An 18,609-nucleotide genomic window follows, 5' to 3' on the forward strand; every position below is an offset into this window, starting at 1 on the left:
GCACGGAGGGCTACGGCGGCAGCGGGCATCCGACCGCAAACCCAGCCACCGTCAAGATGTGCTCGCTCCGTTACGATCATCTTCAGGCCGCCGCACTCTCCATCAAGGACTCGGCGGAGTTGATCCGGCGCGTAATGGAGGAGCGTTATGGAGAGCACCGAGATTCTGACGGGGATCCAATGGCGTAAGTCCAGCTACAGCGGGGACGAGGGCGGCCAGTGCGTCGAGTGCGCAACGACCGGCTCCCTGACCTGGACGAAGTCCACGCACAGCGGCGACCAGAACGGCAGCTGCGTCGAGATCGCCGAAACCCCCCACACCACCATCGCCATCCGCGACTCCAAGAACCCGGCGGGACCGATCCTCAACCTCGATCCCGCCGCGTTCACCACCTTCGTCAACTGGACGGCACACAACTAGCGCGGAGCGCTCACGCGGCGGCCCAAGGCACCCGGCACGTGTGGGGCGCGGCCCCTTCCGGGCACAACTCCCTGATCACCGTCTTCCGGACCGCCCGCCACGTCCGCAGCGAACAGGCCAACCGCACACGCAGCTCGACCGCTTCCCGGGCGCCGCTGCTCTGCCCGGGGTTCTCCCATCCCCACTGTTCCGCGAGATGGTCGTAAAGGTCGGCGGTCGTCATGCCGCTCTCGGGAAACGCGCGGGCGACCGTCGCGTCGACGAGCCGGGCCTCGCGTGCGCCCACGGCCTCGTCCACGAGCCCTCTGACCCATGCGAGCCCTTGCTCGTCCGCGTACAAACCGAACCTCAGGGTGCGCGTCCTCATGCCCTGAGGCTACAGCCGCTGAATGATCGTGCCGGTGGCCAGCCCACCCCCCGCGCACATCGTCACCAGCGCGAACTCCTTGTCCGCACGCTCCAGTTCATGCAGCGCGGTCGTGATCAGCCGGGCCCCGGTGGCCCCCACCGGATGCCCGAGCGCGATCCCGCCACCGTTCACGTTCACCTTCTCCAGGTCCTGCTCGAAGACCTGCGCCCAGCTCAACACGACGGACGCGAAGGCCTCGTTGATCTCGACGAGGTCGATGTCCTTCAGCGACATCCCGGCCTTCCCCAGCACCGCCTTGGTCGCGTCGATCGGCCCGTCGAGGTGGAAGTGCGGGTCGGATCCCACCAGCGCCTGGGCCACGATCCGCGCCCTCGGCCGCAGCTTCAGCGCGCGGGCCATCCGTTTCGAGGCCCACATGATGGCGGAGGCGCCGTCGCTGATCTGGGACGAGTTGCCCGCCGTGTGGACGGCCGTCGGCATGACCGGCTTGAGTTTGGCCAGCGCCTCCATGGAGGTGTCGCGCAGGCCCTCGTCCTTGTCGACCAGGCGCCACATGCCCTGCCCGGCGCGCTGCTCCTCCTCCGTCGTGGGGACCTGGACGGCGAACGTCTCCCGCTTGAACCGCTCCTCGGCCCAGGCGGCCGCGGCCCGTTCCTGTGAGAGCAGCCCGAGCGAGTCGACGTTCTCCCGGGTCAGGCCCCGGTGGCGGGCGATCCGTTCCGCCGCCTCGAACTGGTTGGGCAGGTCGACGTTCCACTCGTCGGGGAACGGCTTTCCGGGCCCGTGCTTGGATCCCGACCCCAGCGGCACCCGGGACATGGCCTCGACGCCGCAGCTGATCCCGACGTCGATGACGCCCGCCGCGATCATGTTGGCGGTCATGTGCGAGGCCTGCTGCGAGGAGCCGCACTGACAGTCGACGGTCGTCGCCGCCGTCTCGTAGGGCAGGCCCATCGTCAGCCAGGCCGTGCGCGCGGGGTTCATGGACTGTTCGCCGGCGTGGGTCACCGTGCCGCCGACGATCTGCTCGACACAGTCGGCGGGGATGCCGGTGCGGCCCAGGAGTTCGCGGTAGGTCTCGCCCAGCAGGTAGGCGGGGTGGAGATTGGCGAGCGCGCCGCCGCGCTTGCCGATCGGGGTGCGTACGGCTTCGACGATCACGGGTTCGGCAGCCATGGGTGCGGATCCTCTCCGAGGGCTCTGCGGGGGACTCGGCGGACTTGGCGGAACTGGTACGCGTTCTAGTTCTGTCTTGCAGTGTGCTGACGAAGGTTCAGTGACGGCAAGGGGTGTGCGCGGAACTGGGACGTCCATGGCTATTGCCAGTTGTAGAACCCGTTACTACCGTCACGGGGACCCTTTGCTGATGGACCGTCAGGAGCTGTCCATGCCCTGTCCAGCGCTTCCCGACGGGTTCGACTTCACCGATCCCGATGTGCTGCACCACCGCGTACCCCTCCCGGAGTTCGCCGAGCTGCGCCGCGCCGAACCGGTCCGCTGGATCCCGCAGTCGGGCAACGTGGCCGGGTTCCAGGACGAGGGCTACTGGGCGGTGACCAGGCACGCGGACGTCAAGTACGTCTCGACGCACCCGGAGTTGTACTCGTCCACCCTCAACACCGCGATCATCCGCTTCAACGAGCACATCGAGCGCGACGCGATCGACGCGCAGCGGCTGATCCTGCTGAACATGGACCCGCCCGAGCACACCCGGGTCCGCCAGATCGTCCAGCGTGTCTTCACGCCACGCGCCATCCGCGCCCTGGAGGAGCGCCTGCGCACGCGCGCGCTGAACATCGCCGCGACCGCCCGCGACCGCTCCGGCCCCTTCGACTTCGTCACCGAGGTCGCCTGCGAACTGCCCCTTCAGGCCATCGCCGAGCTCATCGGCATCCCGCAGGACGACCGGGCCAAGATCTTCGACTGGTCCAACAAGATGATCGCGTACGACGATCCCGAGTACGCCATCACCGAGGAGGTCGGCCAGGAGTCGGCCACCGAACTCATCGCGTACGCCATGAACATGGCCGCCGACCGGCGGGCGTGCCCGGCGAAGGACATCGTCAGCACGCTGGTGGCCGCCGAGGGCGAAGGCAACCTGCGCTCGGACGAGTTCGGGTTCTTCGTGCTGATGCTGGCCGTTGCGGGCAACGAGACCACGCGCAACGCCATCACCCACGGCATGCACGCCTTCCTGACCCACCCCGAGCAGTGGGAGCTGTACAAGCGGGAGCGGCCGGCGACGGCGGCCGAGGAGGTCGTCCGCTGGGCGACGCCGGTCGTGTCCTTCCAGCGGACGGCCACTCAGGACACGGAGTTGGGCGGAAAGCGCATAAAGAAGGGTGAGCGGGTAGGCATCTTCTATGCCTCGGCGAACCACGACCCCGAGGTCTTCGAGAATCCCGACACCTTCGACATCACCCGCGACCCCAACCCCCACCTCGGCTTCGGCGGGGGCGGCCCCCACTACTGCCTGGGCAAGTCCCTCGCGGTCCTGGAGATCGACCTCATCTTCAACGCCGTGGCCGACGCGATGCCCGGCCTGCGACTGGTCGGGGACCCTCGCCGCCTTCGCTCCGCGTGGATCAACGGCGTGAAGGAACTGCAGGTCAGCACCGGCTGAAGCCCGGCACCGCCTGACCTGTCCCGAGGGAGGCAGGAGCACCCCCTATCCCTACGCCCCGTTCCTGCCTCCCCCGAGACGGTTGTCCGAGACGGTCGTCGCGCGGTCGAAACACGGCGAAGGCGGCGGCCCCGGGGATCGGGGGCCGCCGCCTTCGGTTCCGTCTGGCGGTGTCGGCTCAGTACCAGCCGTTCGACTGCCAGAAGTTCCAGGCGCCGCACGGGCTGCCGTAGCGGTCCTTCATGTAGTCGACGCCCCACTTGATCTGGGTGGCCGGGTTGGTCTTCCAGTCGGAGCCGGCGGAGGCCATCTTGTTGCCGGGCAGGGCCTGCACCAGGCCGTAGGCGCCGCTGGAGGCGTTGGTGGCGTTGACGTTCCAGTCGCTCTCGTGGTCCACGATCTTGGAGAAGCACTGGTACTGGGCCGAGTCCGAGATCATCTTCTGCGCGATCTGCTGCGCCGAGCCGGTCTCGGTCGTCGCGGCCTGCGAGGGCGCGGCGGCGAACAGGGTGCCGGCGGAGGCGGCCGCCAGGACGACACCGGTGAGGACCTTCTTCGGGGCGGAGACACGGCGGAAGGAGGAAGCGACGGACACGGTCACGGGGAGCCTTTCTTCGGGGACATCGGATCGCGGGCATGCCGGAGCCACGCGATGCGATGCGAGGCGGGGGCATACGTCGGCGCCGCGGCCCTGAGGGCACGTCGGCGCCGTGCGACGTCCTCAACACAACCAGGCCGGGAAGGCGTCCGCAATGAGGGCATTTGCTAGTTGTGGTCGTATGCGGAGCGAAGGTCGTTTGTGTGACCTGGCTCTCAATGCGCAGGTCAGAGCACACTATGGCGTGGACATGGCGTCCTATTTGCCCGACTAGCGCAGATAGTAGGTGATGTGGGTCATGTGGGGTGCTTCACCGGGGAGGGGGTGAGGGCGTGACCGTGTGCGCCGAGCCCTTCACCCTGCGGGAGCGTCGAACGTGACCGGGCTCTCGAAAGCCGCACGGCGGGTCGCCCGGCGCAGCGCCCGCAGGATCACCGGGCCGAGCGCGAGGGTCAGCACGACGGTGACGAGCGCCCGGCCCAGGTCCCAGCCGAGCGAGGTGGCCAGGCAGTACGCGACGAAACGGGCGAGGTTCGCGGGGACGGCCGCCGTCGGGTCGAAGGCGACGTTCGAGGCCAGCGCGCTCATGAAGGGCCAGCCCGCGAGGTTCATGATCGTGCCGTAGGCGAAGGCCGCGAGAAAGCCGTACGCGGCGAGCATCAGCAGCTCCGCCCGCCCGCGCAGCCGGTCCCGGCCCGGCAGCAGGCCCGCGCCCATCGTGAACCAGCCCATCGCCAGCATCTGGAACGGCATCCAGGGCCCGACCCCGCCCGTCAGCAGCGACGACGCGAACATGGTCACCCCGCCGAGGACGAAGCCGAACCCCGGGCCGAGGACCCGGCCGCTGAGCACCATCAGGAAGAACATCGGCTCGATACCGGCCGTCCCCGCCCCGATCGGCCGCAGCGCGGCCCCCGTCGCCGCCAGCACCCCGAGCATGGCGACCGCCTTCGGGCCGAGCCCCGACTCGGAGATCGTGGCGGACACGACCGCGACCAGGAGGACGAGCAGCGCCGAGAACAGCCAAGGGGCGTCCTGGGCGTGCGCGCTCAGCTGGGACGCGGGCGGCGCGAGGAACGGCCAGCCGAAGGCGGCGACGCCGACGGCGCTCACCAAGGTGAGGGCGGTGAGGGAGCGGGGGCCGAGGTGGACGGCTCGGGCCTGGGGTGTGCCGGGCGGGGTGCAGCTGGTGTGGGCGTGGCCGCCGGTCATGACAGGGCCTCCCTCACCTCGGCGACCGTGAGCCACTTCTGCGGGGCCAGGATCTTGGCCACCTGCGGCGCGAACGAGGGGGACGCGACGACGACCTCCGGGGTCGGGCCGTCGGCGATCACCTCACCGTCGGCCAGCAGGACGACCCGGTGCGCGAGTTCGGCGGCGAGCTCCACGTCGTGCGTGGCCAGCACGATGGCGTGGCCACGGGCGGCCAGGCCGCGCAGGAGCGTGACGAGCCGGGCCTTCGCCGCGTAGTCCAGGCCGCGGGTCGGTTCGTCGAGGAGGAGCAGGGGCGGCTTCGCGGTCAGGACCACGGCCAGGGCGAGGGTGAGGCGCTGGCCCTCGGAGAGGTCGCGGGGGTGGGCGTCGTCCGCGATGCCCGGGCCCGGGAGGAGGTCGGCGAGGAGGGCTCGGCAGGTGCCGGGGGGTGCGGCGGCGTCCTGGTCGGCGGCGGCGCACTCCGCCGCGACCGTGTCGGCGTAAAGGAGGTCGCGGGGTTCCTGGGGGACCAGGCCCACGCGGCGTACGAGGTCTTTCGGGGCGGTCTTGTGGGGGACGGCTCCGTCGACGTGGACCTCGCCTGTCGTGGGGTGGACCAGGCCTACGAGGGTGTTGAGGAGGGTGGATTTGCCGGCGCCGTTGCGGCCCATGAGGGCGATGGTTTCGCCGGGGGTGACGGTGAGGTCTATGCGGCGTAGGGCGTGGATGTGGGCGCGGGTTACGGAGAGGGCCCGTATTTCGGCTGCGTAGGGGGTGGTGGGGGTGGTTGCGGCGCGGTTGCGCTTGAACCAGCGGTGGGGGGCGACCAGGGGGGCGGGGAGTGTGGGTTGTGGGCGGGTGCGGGTTGAGTGTGGCCGGTCGCGCCCGCGCGGCGGAGCCGCACATGTCACAGCCCCGCGCCCCTGGGGGGCGTTGGTGTCCCGCTCCTCAAGCTGTTGCCGTAGGTCCGCTGCCCTGCGGCGGGCGTCTCGGACCGTCAGCGGCAGGGGGCTCCAGCCCGCCAGGCGGCCCAGGGCCACCACCGGGGGGTGGACCGGGGAGATCGCCATCACCTCTGCCGGGGTGCCCAGAGTCGGGGGCTCACCGGGGGCCGGGAGCAGGACGACCTGGTCGGCGTACTGGATGACCCGTTCCAGGCGGTGTTCGGCCATCAGAACCGTCGTGCCGAGGTCGTGGACGAGGCGTTGGAGGACCGCGAGGACCTCTTCGGCGGCGGCGGGGTCCAGGGCGGAGGTGGGCTCGTCGAGGACGAGGACCTTGGGGTGGGGGGTGAGGACCGAGCCGATGGCGACGCGTTGCTGCTGGCCGCCGGAGAGGGTCGCGATGGGGCGGTTGCGGAGGTCGGTGAGGCCGAGGAGGTCGAGGGTCTCCTCGACGCGCCGCCGCATGACGCCGGGAGCGAGCCCCAACGACTCCATCCCGTAGGCGAGTTCGTCCTCGACCGTGTCCGTGACGAAGTGGGAGAGCGGATCCTGGCCGACCGTGCCCACGACGTCGGCCAGTTCGCGGGGCTTGTGGGTACGCGTGTCACGGCCGTCCACCGTGACCCGGCCGCGCAACGTGCCACCGGTGAAGTGCGGCACGAGCCCACTGACGGCACCGAGCACCGTCGACTTGCCTACCCCCGAGTGCCCGACCAGCAGGACCAGCTCGCCCTCGGGCACCTCGAAGTCGATGCCCTGGACGATGGGTTCGAGGGCGCCGTCGTATGTCACGGACACCTCCTCGAAGCGGATCACGAGGGCTCCTTGGGGGTGAGGAGGGCAGGCAGGAGGCCCAGGAGTACGGCTGCTGCGGGCCAGAGAGGGAGGGTGGGGGTTGTCAGGGGGACCACGCCGGGGTGCAGGGACGCGGGGTCCCGGGAGGCGGACAGGGTGAGGAGCGCGGCGACCGTGATGCCGGAGGTGGTGATCAGCCAGGCCCGGGCGCCCCAGGGGTCGGGGCGGTAGCGGGTGCGCGGGGTGCGACGGCCGCCGAGCCACAGGCCGGCCAGGGCGGCGGCCAGTCCGGCGAGGAGGACGGGGAGGCCGTAGGTGGCGCCCTGGGCGGTGAGCAGACCGTACGTTCCGGCGCAGACGCCCAGGAGACCGCCGAGGGTGAGGGCGGTGGTGGTACGGCGGACGGCGGCCGGGACCTGTGCCGTACGGCCGTAGCCGCGCGCGTCCATCGCCGCGGCGAGGGCGACCGAACGCTCCAACGCGCCCTCCAGCACCGGGAGTCCGACCTGCAGGAGACCCCGGACGCCGCGGTCGGGCCGGCCGCGCAGCCGACGCGCGGCCCGCAGGCGCTGGACATCGGCGATCAGATTCGGCGCGAACGTCAGCGCGACGACCACTGCCACACCCATCTCGTACAGTGCGCCCGGCAGCGACTTCAGCAGCCGGGCGGGGTTGGCCAGGGCGTTCGCCGCGCCCACACAGATCAGCAGCGTGGCGAGCTTCAGGCCGTCGTACAGGGCGAAGACCAGCGCTTCCGCCGTCACGGTGCCGCCCAGGCGGATGCCCTGCGCCCAGTCGGGGAGGGGGACTTCGGGGAGCGTGACGACCGTGTGCGTACCGGGAATGGGCGACCCCAACGCCACCGCGAAGAACACCCGAATCGCCAGCACAGCAAGCCCCAGCTTCACGAAAGCGGCATAGGAGCGAGCCCAGGGCGCGTTCGAGCGACAGGTCGCCACGACGTAGGCGGAGGTCGCGATGAGGAGGGCGAGGAGGAGGGGATTGGTGGTCCGGCTGGCGGCAACCCCGAGGGAAAGTGCCCATACCCACCAAGCACCGGGATGGACAACGCCGTCCAGGGGCGCGGGGCTGTGACATGTGCGGCTCCTCCGCGTGGGCGCGACCGGCCACGACGGCGCCGCAGCCTCCGCACAACCCTTCGCCCCACTTCCTACGGAGCCCTCACCCATCCCGACGCCGCCGCACCTGCCAGACCCCCGCCGCACCCAGCACAGCAACCACCGCGATCCCGGCCACCAGGCCAAGAGACGGACCGCCGCCCGAGGCATCCGGGGCCTTGTCCTTCTGCTCGCCCCCGGCGACCTGCTCCCCACACCCCTTCGCCGGATACCCCGAGATCGCGCACAACAACGCATTCGTGTCGTACCGCAGGGGCTTCGCCACAGAAGCCAACGCCTCCGCCGTGGTCGCCTCCGGCGCCACCCGCGCGCACGCGGTACGGCGAGCCGGCGGGACCTCGCCCGACGGGGCGTCCGGCGCCGTACCGAAGTCGATGACCAGAGCCACCCGCTTCGTACCGTCCCGCGCGGGCGTCCGCGCACAGATCACGGCGAACTCGGCGCCGCCCCGCGGCCGGGCGGCGTCGCTGGAGTCCTCGCTGACGGCGAAGCGGAAGCCCTGGACGTCACCGTCGGAGGGGCGGGCGAGGGACGGGCCCTGGGTGGCGTACGTCCACCGGTCGCCGTCGCGGTCCCAGAAGGACCAGTAGCGGTAACCGGTCGCGTGCGCCTGGGCGGCGCCGGTCAGGACGACCAGCACGGCCAGGACGAACGTGAGAGCGCGGCGGCGGATCACGGTGACCGTCACTTGCCCTTGTTGCGGCCGCTGAGCAGGAAGCCGATGCCGATACCGACGACCAGGAAGATGCCGACGTACCACCAGACACCGAACGGGCTGTCGCCGTCGTCCTTCTCGTCGTCCTCGGAGGGCTTCGCCGAGGCCGTGACCGACGCGTTCGGAGCCGACTGCGGGGCGGGCCCCGTCGCGTTGAGCTGCTTGACGAGGTCCGTGTCGCCGAAGTCACGCGGGTCGACGCCGGCGGCGTGCGCGGCGAAGATCAGCTGGGCGTAGGCGGCGGGACCGCTCTGCTCGGCCCAGGCGGCGTAGTGCTGCTCCAGCCAGACCAGGACCTCCCGGCCCCGCTGGGTCAGGCCCGCGGCGGAGAGCGCCACCACGGCGTCGGCGGTGTTGCCGTAGTCCGGCTGGTCCTTGGCGCCGGGCATCACGGACTTCAGGTAGCCGGTCCCGCTCATGTCCTGGGCGAGGTGGACGGCACCGTTGAGGGCCGCGTCGGCGGGCGTCGGGGCCTTGCCGCCGAGGCACTCCCGGGTGCTCGCGGGCGCCTTGCCCGCGGTCGCCACGAGCCCCTGGCCGAGGACGCCCACCACGCCCGCGGCGGTCGCGTCGGCGTTGGCCGCCAGCGCGCCCTTCTTGTCGGGCTGGAACGCGAACGCCCCCGCGTCGCCGTCACCGCACGGCAGGGACAGCTTCAGCAGGGCGTCGTAGGGCGACCTGCCCGCCTTGCGCACGGCCGCGGGCTTCTCGCCGACGGCGGCCAGCGCGCCGATCACGACGGACGTCGAGTTCGCGTCACTCGCGCCGCCCGGCAGGTATCCCCAGCCGCCGTCCTTGTTCTGCACGGACTTCAGCCAGTCCACGGCCTTGCCGGTCGCCGTGTCGTGGCCGCCGAGCGCGGCGAGGGCCTGGACGGCGGCGGCCGTGTTGTTGGTGTCGACGGGGGTCTTCGCGTCGCAGGCCTTCGAGACGTCGGCGCGGAACGGGGCGAACCCGCCGTCGGCGCACTGCTGCCCGGTGAGCCAGTCCACGGCCTTCGCGGCCGGCTTCACGTCCACCGTGTCCTGCGCGAGCAGCGCGAGCGACTGGCGCCACACGCCGTCGTACGTGGGGTCCGTGGTGCCGTACAGCCCGGACGGGAGGGCGACGGAGGCCGACGGGGACGGGTCGGCGGCGAAGGCGGGCGTGACCGTGCCGATCACGGTGACGGCGGCCAGGACCGCGGCGCTGCGGCGGACGTACATGATCGGCGGATGCCCTTCCCTCAAAGGGGCCGGGCAGCACAGGGGAGACCCCCGGGCGGCTCGGCTCCGTATACCTCGACGGTGCCGTGCTCCGGCGGGCTGCCGGGGCACGTGAGCCGGTCACGAATCCGTACGGGGCGATCCGGCTCACCGGCCTGCGTTCGACCGGTTCACGGTTGCGGGTCAGCGCCGGATTTGCACCGGCTTCCCCCTGTACGGGTGTGATGACGACGCGGCCACTCTACCGGCCCGTAGGGAAGCGCCCGAGGGGAGGCCGCGAGCGACGGTGGGTTCGGCCGCATGGGGATCACCGGGGGTGCGGGGCGTCGGCTGCTCGGTTCGGTGTCCGGTGTTCCTTCACACCGCCACGTACGTCACCGGCTCGCTCCCCGTCAGCGCCTGCGCGCGTCCCAGCTTCACCAGGCGGCGCAGATGTGCCTCGGCCTCCGCGATGGCGATGTTCCGGGAGCCGTAGGGGATCTGGGACCAGGGGCGGTTCCACTCCATGCGTTCCGCGAGTTGCCAGGGGGTGAGGGGGGTGGCGAGGAGGGCCTGGAGGTCGGTGAGGCGGGACTCGTGGTGGGTCAGCAACTCCTGTACGCGGGCCGGGGCGTCGGTGAACGTGTGCTGGTGGGCCGGGAGGACCTCGGCGGGGGCGAGGCGGGCGACGCGTTCGAGGGAGGCGAGGTAGTCGCCGAGGGGGTCGGTGACGGTCGTGTCGTCGGGGTCCTCGTACAGGCCGATGTGCGGGGTGATCTCGGGGAGGAGGTGGTCGCCGGAGAACAGGCGGCCGTGCCCCGGGAGTCGGGCCGGGTGGTCCTCCTCCAGGTGCAGGCAGACGTGGCCGGGGGTGTGGCCCGGCGTCCAGATCGCGCGCAGGCGGCGGCCGGGGAGGTCGAGGAGTTCGCCGGGGACGATCTCGCGGTCAGGGGCGGCGGGGGAGAGCCCGGGGAGGGTGCTCGGGCGGTGAGCGTTGTGCAGGGGGGCCACGTGGGCGTCGGGGGCGCCGGCCGCGGTGAGCTTGGCCGCCATGTAGGAGAACCAGCGCCCCGGCCGGGTCGCGCGGGTGCGCCGTACGATCGCCGCGTCCGCCGCGTGCATCGCGATCCACGCGCCGGAGGCCTCACGCACCTTGCCCGACAGCCCGTGGTGGTCCGGATGGTGGTGCGTGATCACCACGCCGTGGATCTCACCGGGGGCCGTGCCGCAGGCCACGAGCCCATCGGCCAGCGTGTCCCAGGACGCCGGGTCGTCCCAGCCGGTGTCGACGAGGACCGGGCCGCGGTCGGTGTCGACGACGTACACGAGGGTGTGGCCGAGCGGGTTGTCCGGGATGGGGACCTCGATGGACTTCACGCCGCCGCCGTGGTCGTACACCGTCGCCATGGGCTCCCCTATCGCCGCGACATGTCCCGGCCGTGAAGGACTCCCGGTCACTATAACTAGAACGGGTTTCGATGGGAGCCCGAGTCATCTACCAACAACGTGGCGCGAGCGAGGAAGGAAAGTGCTCGCAGGGGTTCCAGGTCGGCATCTCCGCCGGCTCGGCACGCCTGACCCGCTCGGGGGTCCAGTACTCCCTGATCTCCTCGGGGCTCTTCGTCTCCCGGTGCACCGAAACCCCGTTGCCACGCGTGACGTCGTCCCAGGACGACCCCGTCCACACCGCGCCGCCGACGGCCACCGTCATGGCCGAGGCGAACGCCGCCCAGTGTCGTCTGCTCGCCGCCATCGCCGGCCCCTTCCCCTTCTCCGCCCCGGACCGGCCAGCGTAGGCCCGAGGTGTGTGCGGTCCGTGGACTCCTCAGGGTGGAACTGGTATCAGTTCCTGAAACAGCGTCAGAAACCAAGGAATCCGCTCCAGCTCCGCAGGAGGCGTCGGCCATGACCGAGCTCGTGGAACACGGACAGCTGATCATCGGCGGGGAGTTGACCGACCCCCTGGGCAAGGACGTCATCGAGGTCGTCTCGCCGCACACGGAAGAGGTCATCGGACGCGTCCCGCACGCCTCGCCCGCCGACGTCGACCGGGCGGTCGCGGTGGCGCGGAAGGCGTTCGACGAGGGACCCTGGCCGCGGATGAGCCTCGACGAGCGGATCGAGGTCGTCACCCGCATCAAGGACGGAATCGCCGTACGGCACGAGGAGATCGCCCGTGTCATCTCCTCCGAGAACGGCTCCCCGTACTCCTGGAGCGTCCTCGCCCAGGCGCTCGGCGCGATGATGGTGTGGGACGCGGCGATCACGGTCGCGCGGAACTTCACGTACGAGGAGCAGCGCGACGGCGTCCTCGGCAAGATCCTCGTCCGCCGCGAGCCGGTCGGCGTCGTCGCGGCCGTGGTCCCCTGGAACGTCCCGCAGTTCGTCGCCGCCGCCAAGCTCGCGCCCGCGCTGCTCACCGGCTGCGCGGTGGTGCTGAAGCCGTCCCCGGAGTCGCCGCTCGACGCCTATCTCCTCGCCGAGATCGCCAAGGACGCCGGGTTGCCGGAGGGGGTCCTGTCCATCCTCCCGGCCGACCGCGAGGTGAGCGAGTACCTGGTCGGGCACCCGTCCGTCGACAAGGTCTCCTTCACCGGTTCCGTCGCGGCCGGCAAGCGCGTCATGGAGGTCGCCGCCCGCAATCTCACCCGCGTGACACTGGAGTTGGGCGGCAAGTCCGCGGCCGTCGTCCTGCCGGACGCGGACGTCGAGGCGACCGTCGCCGGAGTCGTCCCGGCGGCCTGGATGAACAACGGCCAGGCCTGTGTGGCCCAGACCCGGATCCTGCTCCCGCGCTCCCGCTACGACGAGTTCGCCGAGGCCTTCGCCGCGGCGGCCGGCGCGCTGGTGGTCGGCGACCCGCTGGACCCGGCGACCCAGGTGGGCCCGCTGGTGGCGCGGCGGCAGCAGCGCAGGAACCTCGACTACATCCGGATCGGCCAGGAGGAGGGCGCCAAGATCCTCACCGGCGGCGGACGTCCGGCCGGGCAGGAGAAGGGCTGGTACGTCGAGCCGACCCTCTTCGGGGACGTCGACAACTCCATGCGGATCGCGCGGGAGGAGATTTTCGGCCCCGTCATCTGCCTGCTGCCCTACGGCGACGAGTCCGAGGCCGTGAAGATCGCGAACGACTCCGACTACGGCCTGAGCGGCAGCGTCTGGACGGCCGACACCGGCCACGGCATCGAGGTCGCGCGCCAGGTCCGTACCGGTACCTACTCGGTCAACACCTTCAGCCTGGACATGCTGGGCCCGTTCGGCGGCTACAAGAACTCCGGACTGGGGCGGGAGTTCGGCCCCGAGGGCTTCGGCGAGTACCTGGAGCACAAGATGATCCACCTCCCGGCGGGCTGGGAGGCGTAGGGAATGGGCGACCGCTGGCACATCGAGGTCGACCGGTCGGTGTGCATCGGCTCGGCCCAGTGCGTCCACCACGCCCCCGACGGCTTCCAGCTCGACACCGCCCGCCAGTCCCACCCGGCCGACCCGGAGACGGACGCCAACGAGAGGATCCTGGCCGCGGCGGAGAGCTGCCCGGTGGAGGCGATCGTGATCACGGTGCTGGGGAGTGGGGAGCCGGTGTTCCCGCCGGAGGAGTAGGGCGGAGCGGGACTGTGCCCGACCGTAAAAAAATATCCCCTTTGGGGTGTTCTGTATTGCCCCAGGCGTTCTATCCTGGTAATGGCCTACGGGACGAGTGAGGGAGTCCGAACCGGAGTAGCCGACTCTGGCAGGAAGCAGACGGTTTCCGCCGGTGCCGACGTCGACGGTCCGGGCTGAGAGGCCGGAAGGCAGCAGCAGGGCCGGAAGGCGACCCCCAGAACCTGATCCGGACAATACCGGCGAAGGGAACCCGTCTCGTAGGTTTTACCTGTGCCCTTCCGGGTCGGTCAGATCGATCAGCCGGCACACCGTCTCGATGTCGATCTTCACCTGGGCGATAGAGGCCCGGCCCGACAGCCAGGTGATCAGGGCCGAGTGCCAGGTGTGCTCGATGACGCGGACGGCGGAGAGCTGCTCCGGGGTCGGGTTCTCGAGACCCATCGAGTCCAGGATGATCACCGTCGTCTGCCGGGAGACCTGGTCGACCTCGGGGGAGACGCTGCGGTCGGCGAAGGTCAGGGCCCGCACCATCGCGTCGGCCAGGTGCGGCTCGCGCTGAAGGGCGCGGAAGGCGCGCATCAGCGTCTCCGCGACCCGCTCCGCCGCCGTCTCCCCCTGCGGCGGCTTCTTGCGCAGCGTGCCGTGCATGTGCTCCAGCTGGTCCTGCATCGTGGCGACCAGCAGATGGATCTTGGACGGGAAGTAGCGGTACAGCGTGCCCAGCGCCACCTGCGAGGACTCCGCGACCTCCCGCATCTGCACCGCGTCGAAACCGCCCCGGCTGGCGAGCTGCGCGCTGGCGTGCAGGATGCGTCGGCGGCGGGCCTCCTGCCGCTCGGTGAGAGGCGGTGAGGAGGGGCTCGCGCTACTGACTTCCGCAGGCATGGATCCCGTTCCGTGACAGTCGGTGAGGCTGGGTGACCGGACCGAGCATGCCAGCGCTCGGCCGTGGCGTGAATCACCCGATCCATCGCTCACAGCGGCGCTACCTGCCGGTAGATTCGGAGCCTCTTGAACGATCAAGTCTGAAACTTGTTCTAGATTAGCGTCCCGCGTAATCTCGCGGGACATCGCAGGGAGAACGCAGGGAGAAGGGGGTCCGGAGTGACCGCTGAGGCCAGGGAGGCCGGGCCCTCGCAGGACCCTGCCGCCGACGGCGGGCGACCGCTCGACATCGCGCTTCTCACCTATAAAGGGAACCCGTTCTGTGGCGGCCAGGGCGTCTACGTACGGCACCTCTCCCGCGAACTGGCCCGCCTCGGACACCGCGTCGAGGTCATCGGCTCCCAGCCCTACCCCGTCCTCGACGAGGGCGCGGACTACGCCGGCCGGCTGGCCCTCACCGAACTCCCCTCCCTCGACCTCTACCGCCAGCCCGACCCCTTCCGCACGCCGGGCCGTGACGAGTACCGCGACTGGGTCGACGCGCTGGAAGTGGCGACCATGTGGACCGGCGGCTTCCCCGAGCCGCTGACCTTCTCCCTGCGCGCCCGCCGCCATCTGCGGGCCAGGCGAGGCCACTTCGACGTCGTGCACGACAACCAGACGCTGGGATACGGGCTGTTGGGCGACATCGGCGCGCCCCTCGTCACCACCATCCACCACCCCATCACCGTCGACCGCCAACTGGAACTGGACGCGGCGCAGGGCTGGCAGCGACGGATGTCGGTACGCCGGTGGTACGCCTTCACCCGCATGCAGAAGCGGGTGGCCCGCCGCCTGCCGTCGGTGCTGACCGTGTCCGGCACCTCCCGCGCGGAGATCGTCGACCACCTCGGCGTACGGCAGGACCGCATCCACGTCGTGCACATCGGCGCGGACACCGACCTGTTCTCGCCGGATCCGTCCGTACGGCAGGTCCCCGGCCGGATCGTCACGACCTCCAGCGCCGACGTCCCGCTCAAGGGCCTGGTCTTCCTCGTCGAGGCGCTCGCCAAGGTCCGCGCCGAGCAGCCCGACGCCCACCTCGTCGTCGTCGGCAAGCGCCCCGAGGAGGGTCCGGTCGCCCAGGCGATGGCACGGTACGGCCTCGAAGGCGCCGTCGAGTTCGTCAAGGGCATCTCCGACGCCGAACTCGTCGACCTGGTCCGCTCCGCGCAGGTCGCGTGCGTACCGTCGCTGTACGAGGGCTTCTCGCTGCCGGCCGCCGAGGCCATGGCCACGGGAACGCCGCTGGTCGCCACGACCGGCGGGGCGATCCCCGAGGTCGCCGGGCGCGACGGCGAGACCTGTCTGGCGGTGCCCCCGGGGGAGCCCGGGGCGCTGGCCGCCGCGCTGAGCCGCCTGTTGGGGGACCCGGACCTGCGCGTACGGCTGGGCCGCGCCGGGCGAGAGCGGGTGTTGGAGCACTTCACCTGGGCACGGGCCGCCGAGGGCACGGTGGCCCGGTACCGCGAGGCCATAGCCCGCTCCGCGGGCGACACCTCCCGCCGGTCCGCGGGCGAGCCCGCACATCGCCGCTCTGCGGATTCGGCCCGCGACCGCTCCGCGGCTTCGGCCCTCGACCGCGCCGCGGCCTCCGATGCCACACGAGCAAGGGTGAACGAGGCCGCCGTCGAGGCCGGCGCGCCCGGCCGCATGACCGCGGCTGCCGAGGATGGCGACTCCGCTCGACTGGCCGAGGCCGCCAAGAGCGGCGAGTCCGCCCGGTCGGCCGAGGCCGAAGCAGCTGGCGAGCCTGCCGGTGTCGCCGAGATCGCCAGGGCCGGTACGGCCGCCCGCGTCACCGAGGTCGCCCAGTGAGCGCCGCGCCGACGATCCTCCATCCCCGCCCCGCCCACCGTTCCGACCGCGAAAGCAGGCCTACGTGCTGACCGTCGACTTCTCCCGGTTCCCGCTCGCCGCGGGCGACCGCGTCCTGGACCTCGGCTGCGGCGCCGGCCGGCACGCGTTCGAGTGTTACCGGCGTGGCGCCCAGGTCGTGGCGCTGGACCAGAACGGTGAGGAGATCCGCGAGGTCGCCAAGTGGTTCGCGGCGATGAAGGAAGCGGGCGAGGCACCGGAAGGGGCCACCGCGACGGCGATGGAGGGCGACGCCCTGGCCCTCCCCTTCCCCGACGAGTCCTTCGACGTCGTGATCATCTCCGAGGTCATGGAGCACATCCCGGACGACAAGGGCGTACTCGCCGAGATGGTCCGGGTGTTGAAGCCCGGCGGCCGTATCGCCATCACCGTCCCGCGCTACGGCCCCGAGAAGGTCTGCTGGGCGCTGTCCGACGCCTACCACGAGGTCGAGGGCGGCCACATCCGCATCTACAAGGCGGACGAGCTGCTGGCCAAGATCCGCGAGGCGGGCCTGAAGCCGTACGGCACCCACCACGCCCACGCCCTGCACAGCCCCTACTGGTGGCTGAAGTGCGCGTTCGGCGTCGACAACGACAAGGCGCTGCCCGTGCGGGCGTACCACAAGCTGCTGGTCTGGGACATCATGAAGAAGCCGCTGGCGACGCGGGTCGCCGAGCAGGCCCTCAATCCCCTGATCGGCAAGAGCTTCGTGGCGTACGCGACCAAGCCCCACCTGCCCACCCTCTCCGAAACCCAGGCGGCCACCCAGTGACCACCCCCCGGACAGAACACCTCGTCCTGCCCGGGGTCCTCACCGCCGAGCAGGCCGCCGCGACCGTGGCGGGCATCCTCGCGGTCCAGCGGGAGGACGGGGCGATCCCGTGGTTCCGCGGGCATCACCTCGACCCGTGGGACCACGTCGAGGCGGCGATGGCCCTGGACACGGCCGGTGAGCACACGGCCGCCGAGCGGGCGTACACCTGGCTGGCGACCCACCAGAACGAGGACGGCTCCTGGTACGCCGCCTACGCGGACGGCGCGCACGACGACGTCACCGACACCGGCCGCGAGACCAACTTCGTCGCCTACATAGCCGTAGGCGTCTGGCACCACTACCTCTCCACCGGCGACGACACGTTCCTGGACCGCATGTGGCCGTCCGTGTACGCGGCCGTCGAGTACGTTCTCCAGCTCCAGCAGCCGGGCGGACAGATCGGCTGGCGGCGCGACGACGACGGTACGGCGACCGCGGACGCGCTGCTGACCGGTTCGTCCTCGATCCACCACGCCCTGCGGTGCGCGCTGGCCATCGCCGAGCAGCGGGAAGAGGCGCAGCCGGACTGGGAGTTGGCGGCGGGGGCGTTGCGGCACGCGATCCGGCGACATCCGGAGCGGTTCCTGGACAAGGACCGCTACTCCATGGACTGGTACTACCCCGTGCTGGGCGGCGCGCTCACCGGCACCGAGGCCAAGTCCCGGATGGAGGAAGGCTGGGAACGCTTCGTCGTCCCCGGGCTGGGAGTGCGGTGCGTCGTGCCCAACCCGTGGGTGACGGGGGGCGAGTCGGCCGAACTCGCCCTCGCGCTCTGGGCGATGGGGGAGTCCGACCGGGCCCTGGAGATCCTCCAGTCCATCCAGCACCTGCGGGACGCGGAGAGCGGGCTGTACTGGACGGGGTACGTCTTCGACGACGACGCCATCTGGCCCCGCGAGCTGACCACTTGGACGGCCGGGTCGTTGTTGCTGGCCGTGGCGGCGCTGGGCGGGCATGAGGCGACGTGTGCGGTGTTCGGTGGGGAGCAGTTGCCGACGGGGCTTGACCCGGATTGTTGCGCCTGAGAGCTCGGTCGGGTCTGCCGGGGGGCGGGTGCGGGTTGTGTGTGGTTGATCGCGCAGTTCCCCGCGCCCCTTTAGGGCGTTAGTGCCGATGTACTCGATTGGCGATGGCGTGGCCCACGAACAAGTACACGACCGCCGCCAGGCCGTAACCGGCGACCACGCGCGCCCACTCCTCGTCGAACGTGAACAGGTCGTGCGACCATCCCGCCAGCCAGCGGGCCACGTCGTGGACGAACTGGACGAAGTCGTTGGCGCGGTTGGCGTCCAGTAGGTACATCAGGATCCAGAGGCCCAGGACGAGGGCCATGACATCGGCGACGATCGCTATGACCGTGCCGGCCTGATTGGCGCCGTTGCGATATCGAGGGGACATGCCCTGCGGGTAGCCCTTGAATCCGGGA

19 protein-coding genes, 1 pseudogene and 2 riboswitches are annotated in these 18,609 nt (G+C 71.1%); of the genes and pseudogenes, 9 read left to right on the forward strand and 11 right to left on the reverse strand.

Annotated features, from left to right (window positions below; genetic code table 11):
• Positions 1–188 (forward strand): annotated as a pseudogene (locus ACFZBP_RS34700) (XRE family transcriptional regulator); the annotation flags it as partial.
• Positions 148–420 (forward strand): DUF397 domain-containing protein, encoded by a 273-nt coding sequence (locus tag ACFZBP_RS34705; RefSeq protein ID WP_391419179.1) that lies wholly within the window; start codon positions 148–150, stop codon positions 418–420. The pseudogene ACFZBP_RS34700 and the gene ACFZBP_RS34705, both read left to right, overlap by 41 nt.
• A 10-nt stretch (positions 421–430) precedes the next feature.
• Here the strand turns inward: ACFZBP_RS34705 and ACFZBP_RS34710 are convergent, their stop codons facing one another.
• The gene (locus ACFZBP_RS34710; protein ID WP_391419182.1) at positions 431–787 is read right to left on the reverse strand and encodes a hypothetical protein; all 357 of its coding nucleotides are present in this window, start codon (positions 785–787) and stop codon (positions 431–433) included.
• Positions 788–796: 9 nt separating this feature from the next.
• A complete protein-coding gene (locus ACFZBP_RS34715) occupies positions 797–1,966 on the reverse strand; it encodes a steroid 3-ketoacyl-CoA thiolase (protein WP_391419185.1) in 1,170 nt (389 codons plus the stop codon).
• A gap of 211 nt (positions 1,967–2,177) precedes the next feature.
• Between ACFZBP_RS34715 and ACFZBP_RS34720 the strand changes: the two genes are divergently transcribed.
• Positions 2,178–3,413 carry a cytochrome P450 gene (locus ACFZBP_RS34720; protein ID WP_391419461.1) on the forward strand — a complete coding sequence of 412 codons (1,236 nt, stop codon included), beginning with the start codon at positions 2,178–2,180 and terminating at the stop codon, positions 3,411–3,413.
• Between the two features lie 178 nt (positions 3,414–3,591).
• Here ACFZBP_RS34720 and ACFZBP_RS34725 read toward each other — a convergent pair whose 3' ends face one another.
• The 7 genes from ACFZBP_RS34725 to ACFZBP_RS34755 form a co-directional block, all read right to left on the reverse strand.
• Positions 3,592–4,008: a transglycosylase SLT domain-containing protein gene (locus ACFZBP_RS34725; RefSeq protein WP_391419463.1), complete on the reverse strand. Its 417-nt coding sequence runs from the start codon at positions 4,006–4,008 to the stop codon at positions 3,592–3,594.
• Between the two features lie 357 nt (positions 4,009–4,365).
• Positions 4,366–5,223, reverse strand: a complete 858-nt coding sequence (locus ACFZBP_RS34730) for an ECF transporter S component (RefSeq protein WP_391419187.1) — start codon at positions 5,221–5,223, stop codon at positions 4,366–4,368.
• On the reverse strand, positions 5,220–6,965 hold the full coding sequence (locus tag ACFZBP_RS34735; protein WP_391419190.1) for an ATP-binding cassette domain-containing protein: 1,746 nt from the start codon (positions 6,963–6,965) through the stop codon (positions 5,220–5,222). Before ACFZBP_RS34735 ends, ACFZBP_RS34730 begins: the two co-directional genes overlap by 4 nt.
• The gene (locus ACFZBP_RS34740) at positions 6,962–8,134 is read right to left on the reverse strand and encodes a CbiQ family ECF transporter T component (RefSeq protein ID WP_391419192.1); all 1,173 of its coding nucleotides are present in this window, start codon (positions 8,132–8,134) and stop codon (positions 6,962–6,964) included. The genes ACFZBP_RS34735 and ACFZBP_RS34740 overlap by 4 nt, the downstream gene beginning before the upstream one ends.
• A complete protein-coding gene (locus ACFZBP_RS34745; RefSeq protein WP_391419194.1) occupies positions 8,127–8,771 on the reverse strand; it encodes an SCO2322 family protein in 645 nt (214 codons plus the stop codon). The genes ACFZBP_RS34740 and ACFZBP_RS34745 overlap by 8 nt, the downstream gene beginning before the upstream one ends.
• A complete protein-coding gene (locus tag ACFZBP_RS34750; RefSeq protein ID WP_391419198.1) occupies positions 8,768–10,003 on the reverse strand; it encodes a prenyltransferase/squalene oxidase repeat-containing protein in 1,236 nt (411 codons plus the stop codon). The genes ACFZBP_RS34745 and ACFZBP_RS34750 overlap by 4 nt, the downstream gene beginning before the upstream one ends.
• Positions 10,004–10,138: 135 nt before the next feature.
• A riboswitch (cobalamin riboswitch) is annotated at positions 10,139–10,216 on the reverse strand.
• 144 nt (positions 10,217–10,360) lie between these two features.
• Positions 10,361–11,389 (reverse strand): MBL fold metallo-hydrolase, encoded by a 1,029-nt coding sequence (locus tag ACFZBP_RS34755; RefSeq protein WP_391419201.1) that lies wholly within the window; start codon positions 11,387–11,389, stop codon positions 10,361–10,363.
• A 71-nt stretch (positions 11,390–11,460) separates the two neighbouring features.
• Here ACFZBP_RS34755 and ACFZBP_RS34760 point away from each other — a divergent pair, with 71 nt between their 5' ends.
• The 3 genes from ACFZBP_RS34760 to ACFZBP_RS34770 all read left to right on the forward strand — a co-directional run bounded on the left by ACFZBP_RS34760 (position 11,461) and on the right by ACFZBP_RS34770 (position 13,582).
• The gene (locus ACFZBP_RS34760) at positions 11,461–11,778 is read left to right on the forward strand and encodes a hypothetical protein (RefSeq protein ID WP_391419203.1); all 318 of its coding nucleotides are present in this window, start codon (positions 11,461–11,463) and stop codon (positions 11,776–11,778) included.
• A gap of 109 nt (positions 11,779–11,887) precedes the next feature.
• Complete coding sequence (locus ACFZBP_RS34765) at positions 11,888–13,345, forward strand: aldehyde dehydrogenase family protein (protein ID WP_391419205.1); 1,458 nt, start codon at positions 11,888–11,890, stop codon at positions 13,343–13,345.
• Between the two features lie 3 nt (positions 13,346–13,348).
• A complete protein-coding gene (locus ACFZBP_RS34770) occupies positions 13,349–13,582 on the forward strand; it encodes a 4Fe-4S domain-containing protein (RefSeq protein ID WP_391419207.1) in 234 nt (77 codons plus the stop codon).
• An 89-nt stretch (positions 13,583–13,671) separates the two neighbouring features.
• Positions 13,672–13,850: riboswitch (TPP riboswitch) on the forward strand.
• Here ACFZBP_RS34770 and ACFZBP_RS34775 read toward each other — a convergent pair.
• Positions 13,850–14,470, reverse strand: coding sequence for a TetR family transcriptional regulator (locus ACFZBP_RS34775; protein WP_391419209.1), 621 nt, complete (start codon positions 14,468–14,470; stop codon positions 13,850–13,852). It overlaps the preceding riboswitch by 1 nt.
• A gap of 219 nt (positions 14,471–14,689) precedes the next feature.
• Between ACFZBP_RS34775 and ACFZBP_RS34780 the strand changes: the two genes are divergently transcribed.
• The 3 genes from ACFZBP_RS34780 (at position 14,690) to ACFZBP_RS34790 (ending at position 18,208) form a co-directional block, all read left to right on the forward strand.
• The gene (locus tag ACFZBP_RS34780) at positions 14,690–16,327 is read left to right on the forward strand and encodes a glycosyltransferase (protein ID WP_391419211.1); all 1,638 of its coding nucleotides are present in this window, start codon (positions 14,690–14,692) and stop codon (positions 16,325–16,327) included.
• A 64-nt stretch (positions 16,328–16,391) separates the two neighbouring features.
• Positions 16,392–17,141, forward strand: coding sequence for a class I SAM-dependent methyltransferase (locus ACFZBP_RS34785; protein WP_383450593.1), 750 nt, complete (start codon positions 16,392–16,394; stop codon positions 17,139–17,141).
• Positions 17,138–18,208 (forward strand): prenyltransferase/squalene oxidase repeat-containing protein, encoded by a 1,071-nt coding sequence (locus ACFZBP_RS34790; protein WP_391419214.1) that lies wholly within the window; start codon positions 17,138–17,140, stop codon positions 18,206–18,208. The genes ACFZBP_RS34785 and ACFZBP_RS34790 overlap by 4 nt, the downstream gene beginning before the upstream one ends.
• Before the next feature lie 79 nt (positions 18,209–18,287).
• On the opposite strand, the gene ACFZBP_RS34795 is transcribed toward ACFZBP_RS34790, so the two are convergent.
• The gene (locus ACFZBP_RS34795; RefSeq protein ID WP_370257044.1) at positions 18,288–18,581 is read right to left on the reverse strand and encodes a hypothetical protein; all 294 of its coding nucleotides are present in this window, start codon (positions 18,579–18,581) and stop codon (positions 18,288–18,290) included.
• Positions 18,582–18,609 lie beyond the last annotated feature (28 nt).

The organism is Streptomyces sp. NPDC008086 (genome assembly GCF_042957325.1).
Classification (GTDB): domain Bacteria; phylum Actinomycetota; class Actinomycetes; order Streptomycetales; family Streptomycetaceae; genus Streptomyces.

Bases quoted from the DNA above. Each gene is read 5' to 3' on its own strand.
- ACFZBP_RS34705 (WP_391419179.1), top strand. From the start codon at position 148: ATGGAGAGCACCGAGATTCTGACGGGGATCCAATGGCGTAAGTCCAGC.
- ACFZBP_RS34710 (WP_391419182.1), bottom strand. From the start codon at position 787: ATGAGGACGCGCACCCTGAGGTTCGGTTTGTACGCGGACGAGCAAGGG.
- ACFZBP_RS34715 (WP_391419185.1), bottom strand. From the start codon at position 1,966: ATGGCTGCCGAACCCGTGATCGTCGAAGCCGTACGCACCCCGATCGGC.
- ACFZBP_RS34720 (WP_391419461.1), top strand. From the start codon at position 2,178: ATGCCCTGTCCAGCGCTTCCCGACGGGTTCGACTTCACCGATCCCGAT.
- ACFZBP_RS34730 (WP_391419187.1), bottom strand. From the start codon at position 5,223: ATGACCGGCGGCCACGCCCACACCAGCTGCACCCCGCCCGGCACACCC.
- ACFZBP_RS34740 (WP_391419192.1), bottom strand. From the start codon at position 8,134: ATGGGTGAGGGCTCCGTAGGAAGTGGGGCGAAGGGTTGTGCGGAGGCT.
- ACFZBP_RS34750 (WP_391419198.1), bottom strand. From the start codon at position 10,003: ATGTACGTCCGCCGCAGCGCCGCGGTCCTGGCCGCCGTCACCGTGATC.
- ACFZBP_RS34755 (WP_391419201.1), bottom strand. From the start codon at position 11,389: ATGGCGACGGTGTACGACCACGGCGGCGGCGTGAAGTCCATCGAGGTC.
- ACFZBP_RS34760 (WP_391419203.1), top strand. From the start codon at position 11,461: ATGGGAGCCCGAGTCATCTACCAACAACGTGGCGCGAGCGAGGAAGGA.
- ACFZBP_RS34765 (WP_391419205.1), top strand. From the start codon at position 11,888: ATGACCGAGCTCGTGGAACACGGACAGCTGATCATCGGCGGGGAGTTG.
- ACFZBP_RS34770 (WP_391419207.1), top strand. From the start codon at position 13,349: ATGGGCGACCGCTGGCACATCGAGGTCGACCGGTCGGTGTGCATCGGC.
- ACFZBP_RS34775 (WP_391419209.1), bottom strand. From the start codon at position 14,470: ATGCCTGCGGAAGTCAGTAGCGCGAGCCCCTCCTCACCGCCTCTCACC.
- ACFZBP_RS34795 (WP_370257044.1), bottom strand. From the start codon at position 18,581: ATGTCCCCTCGATATCGCAACGGCGCCAATCAGGCCGGCACGGTCATA.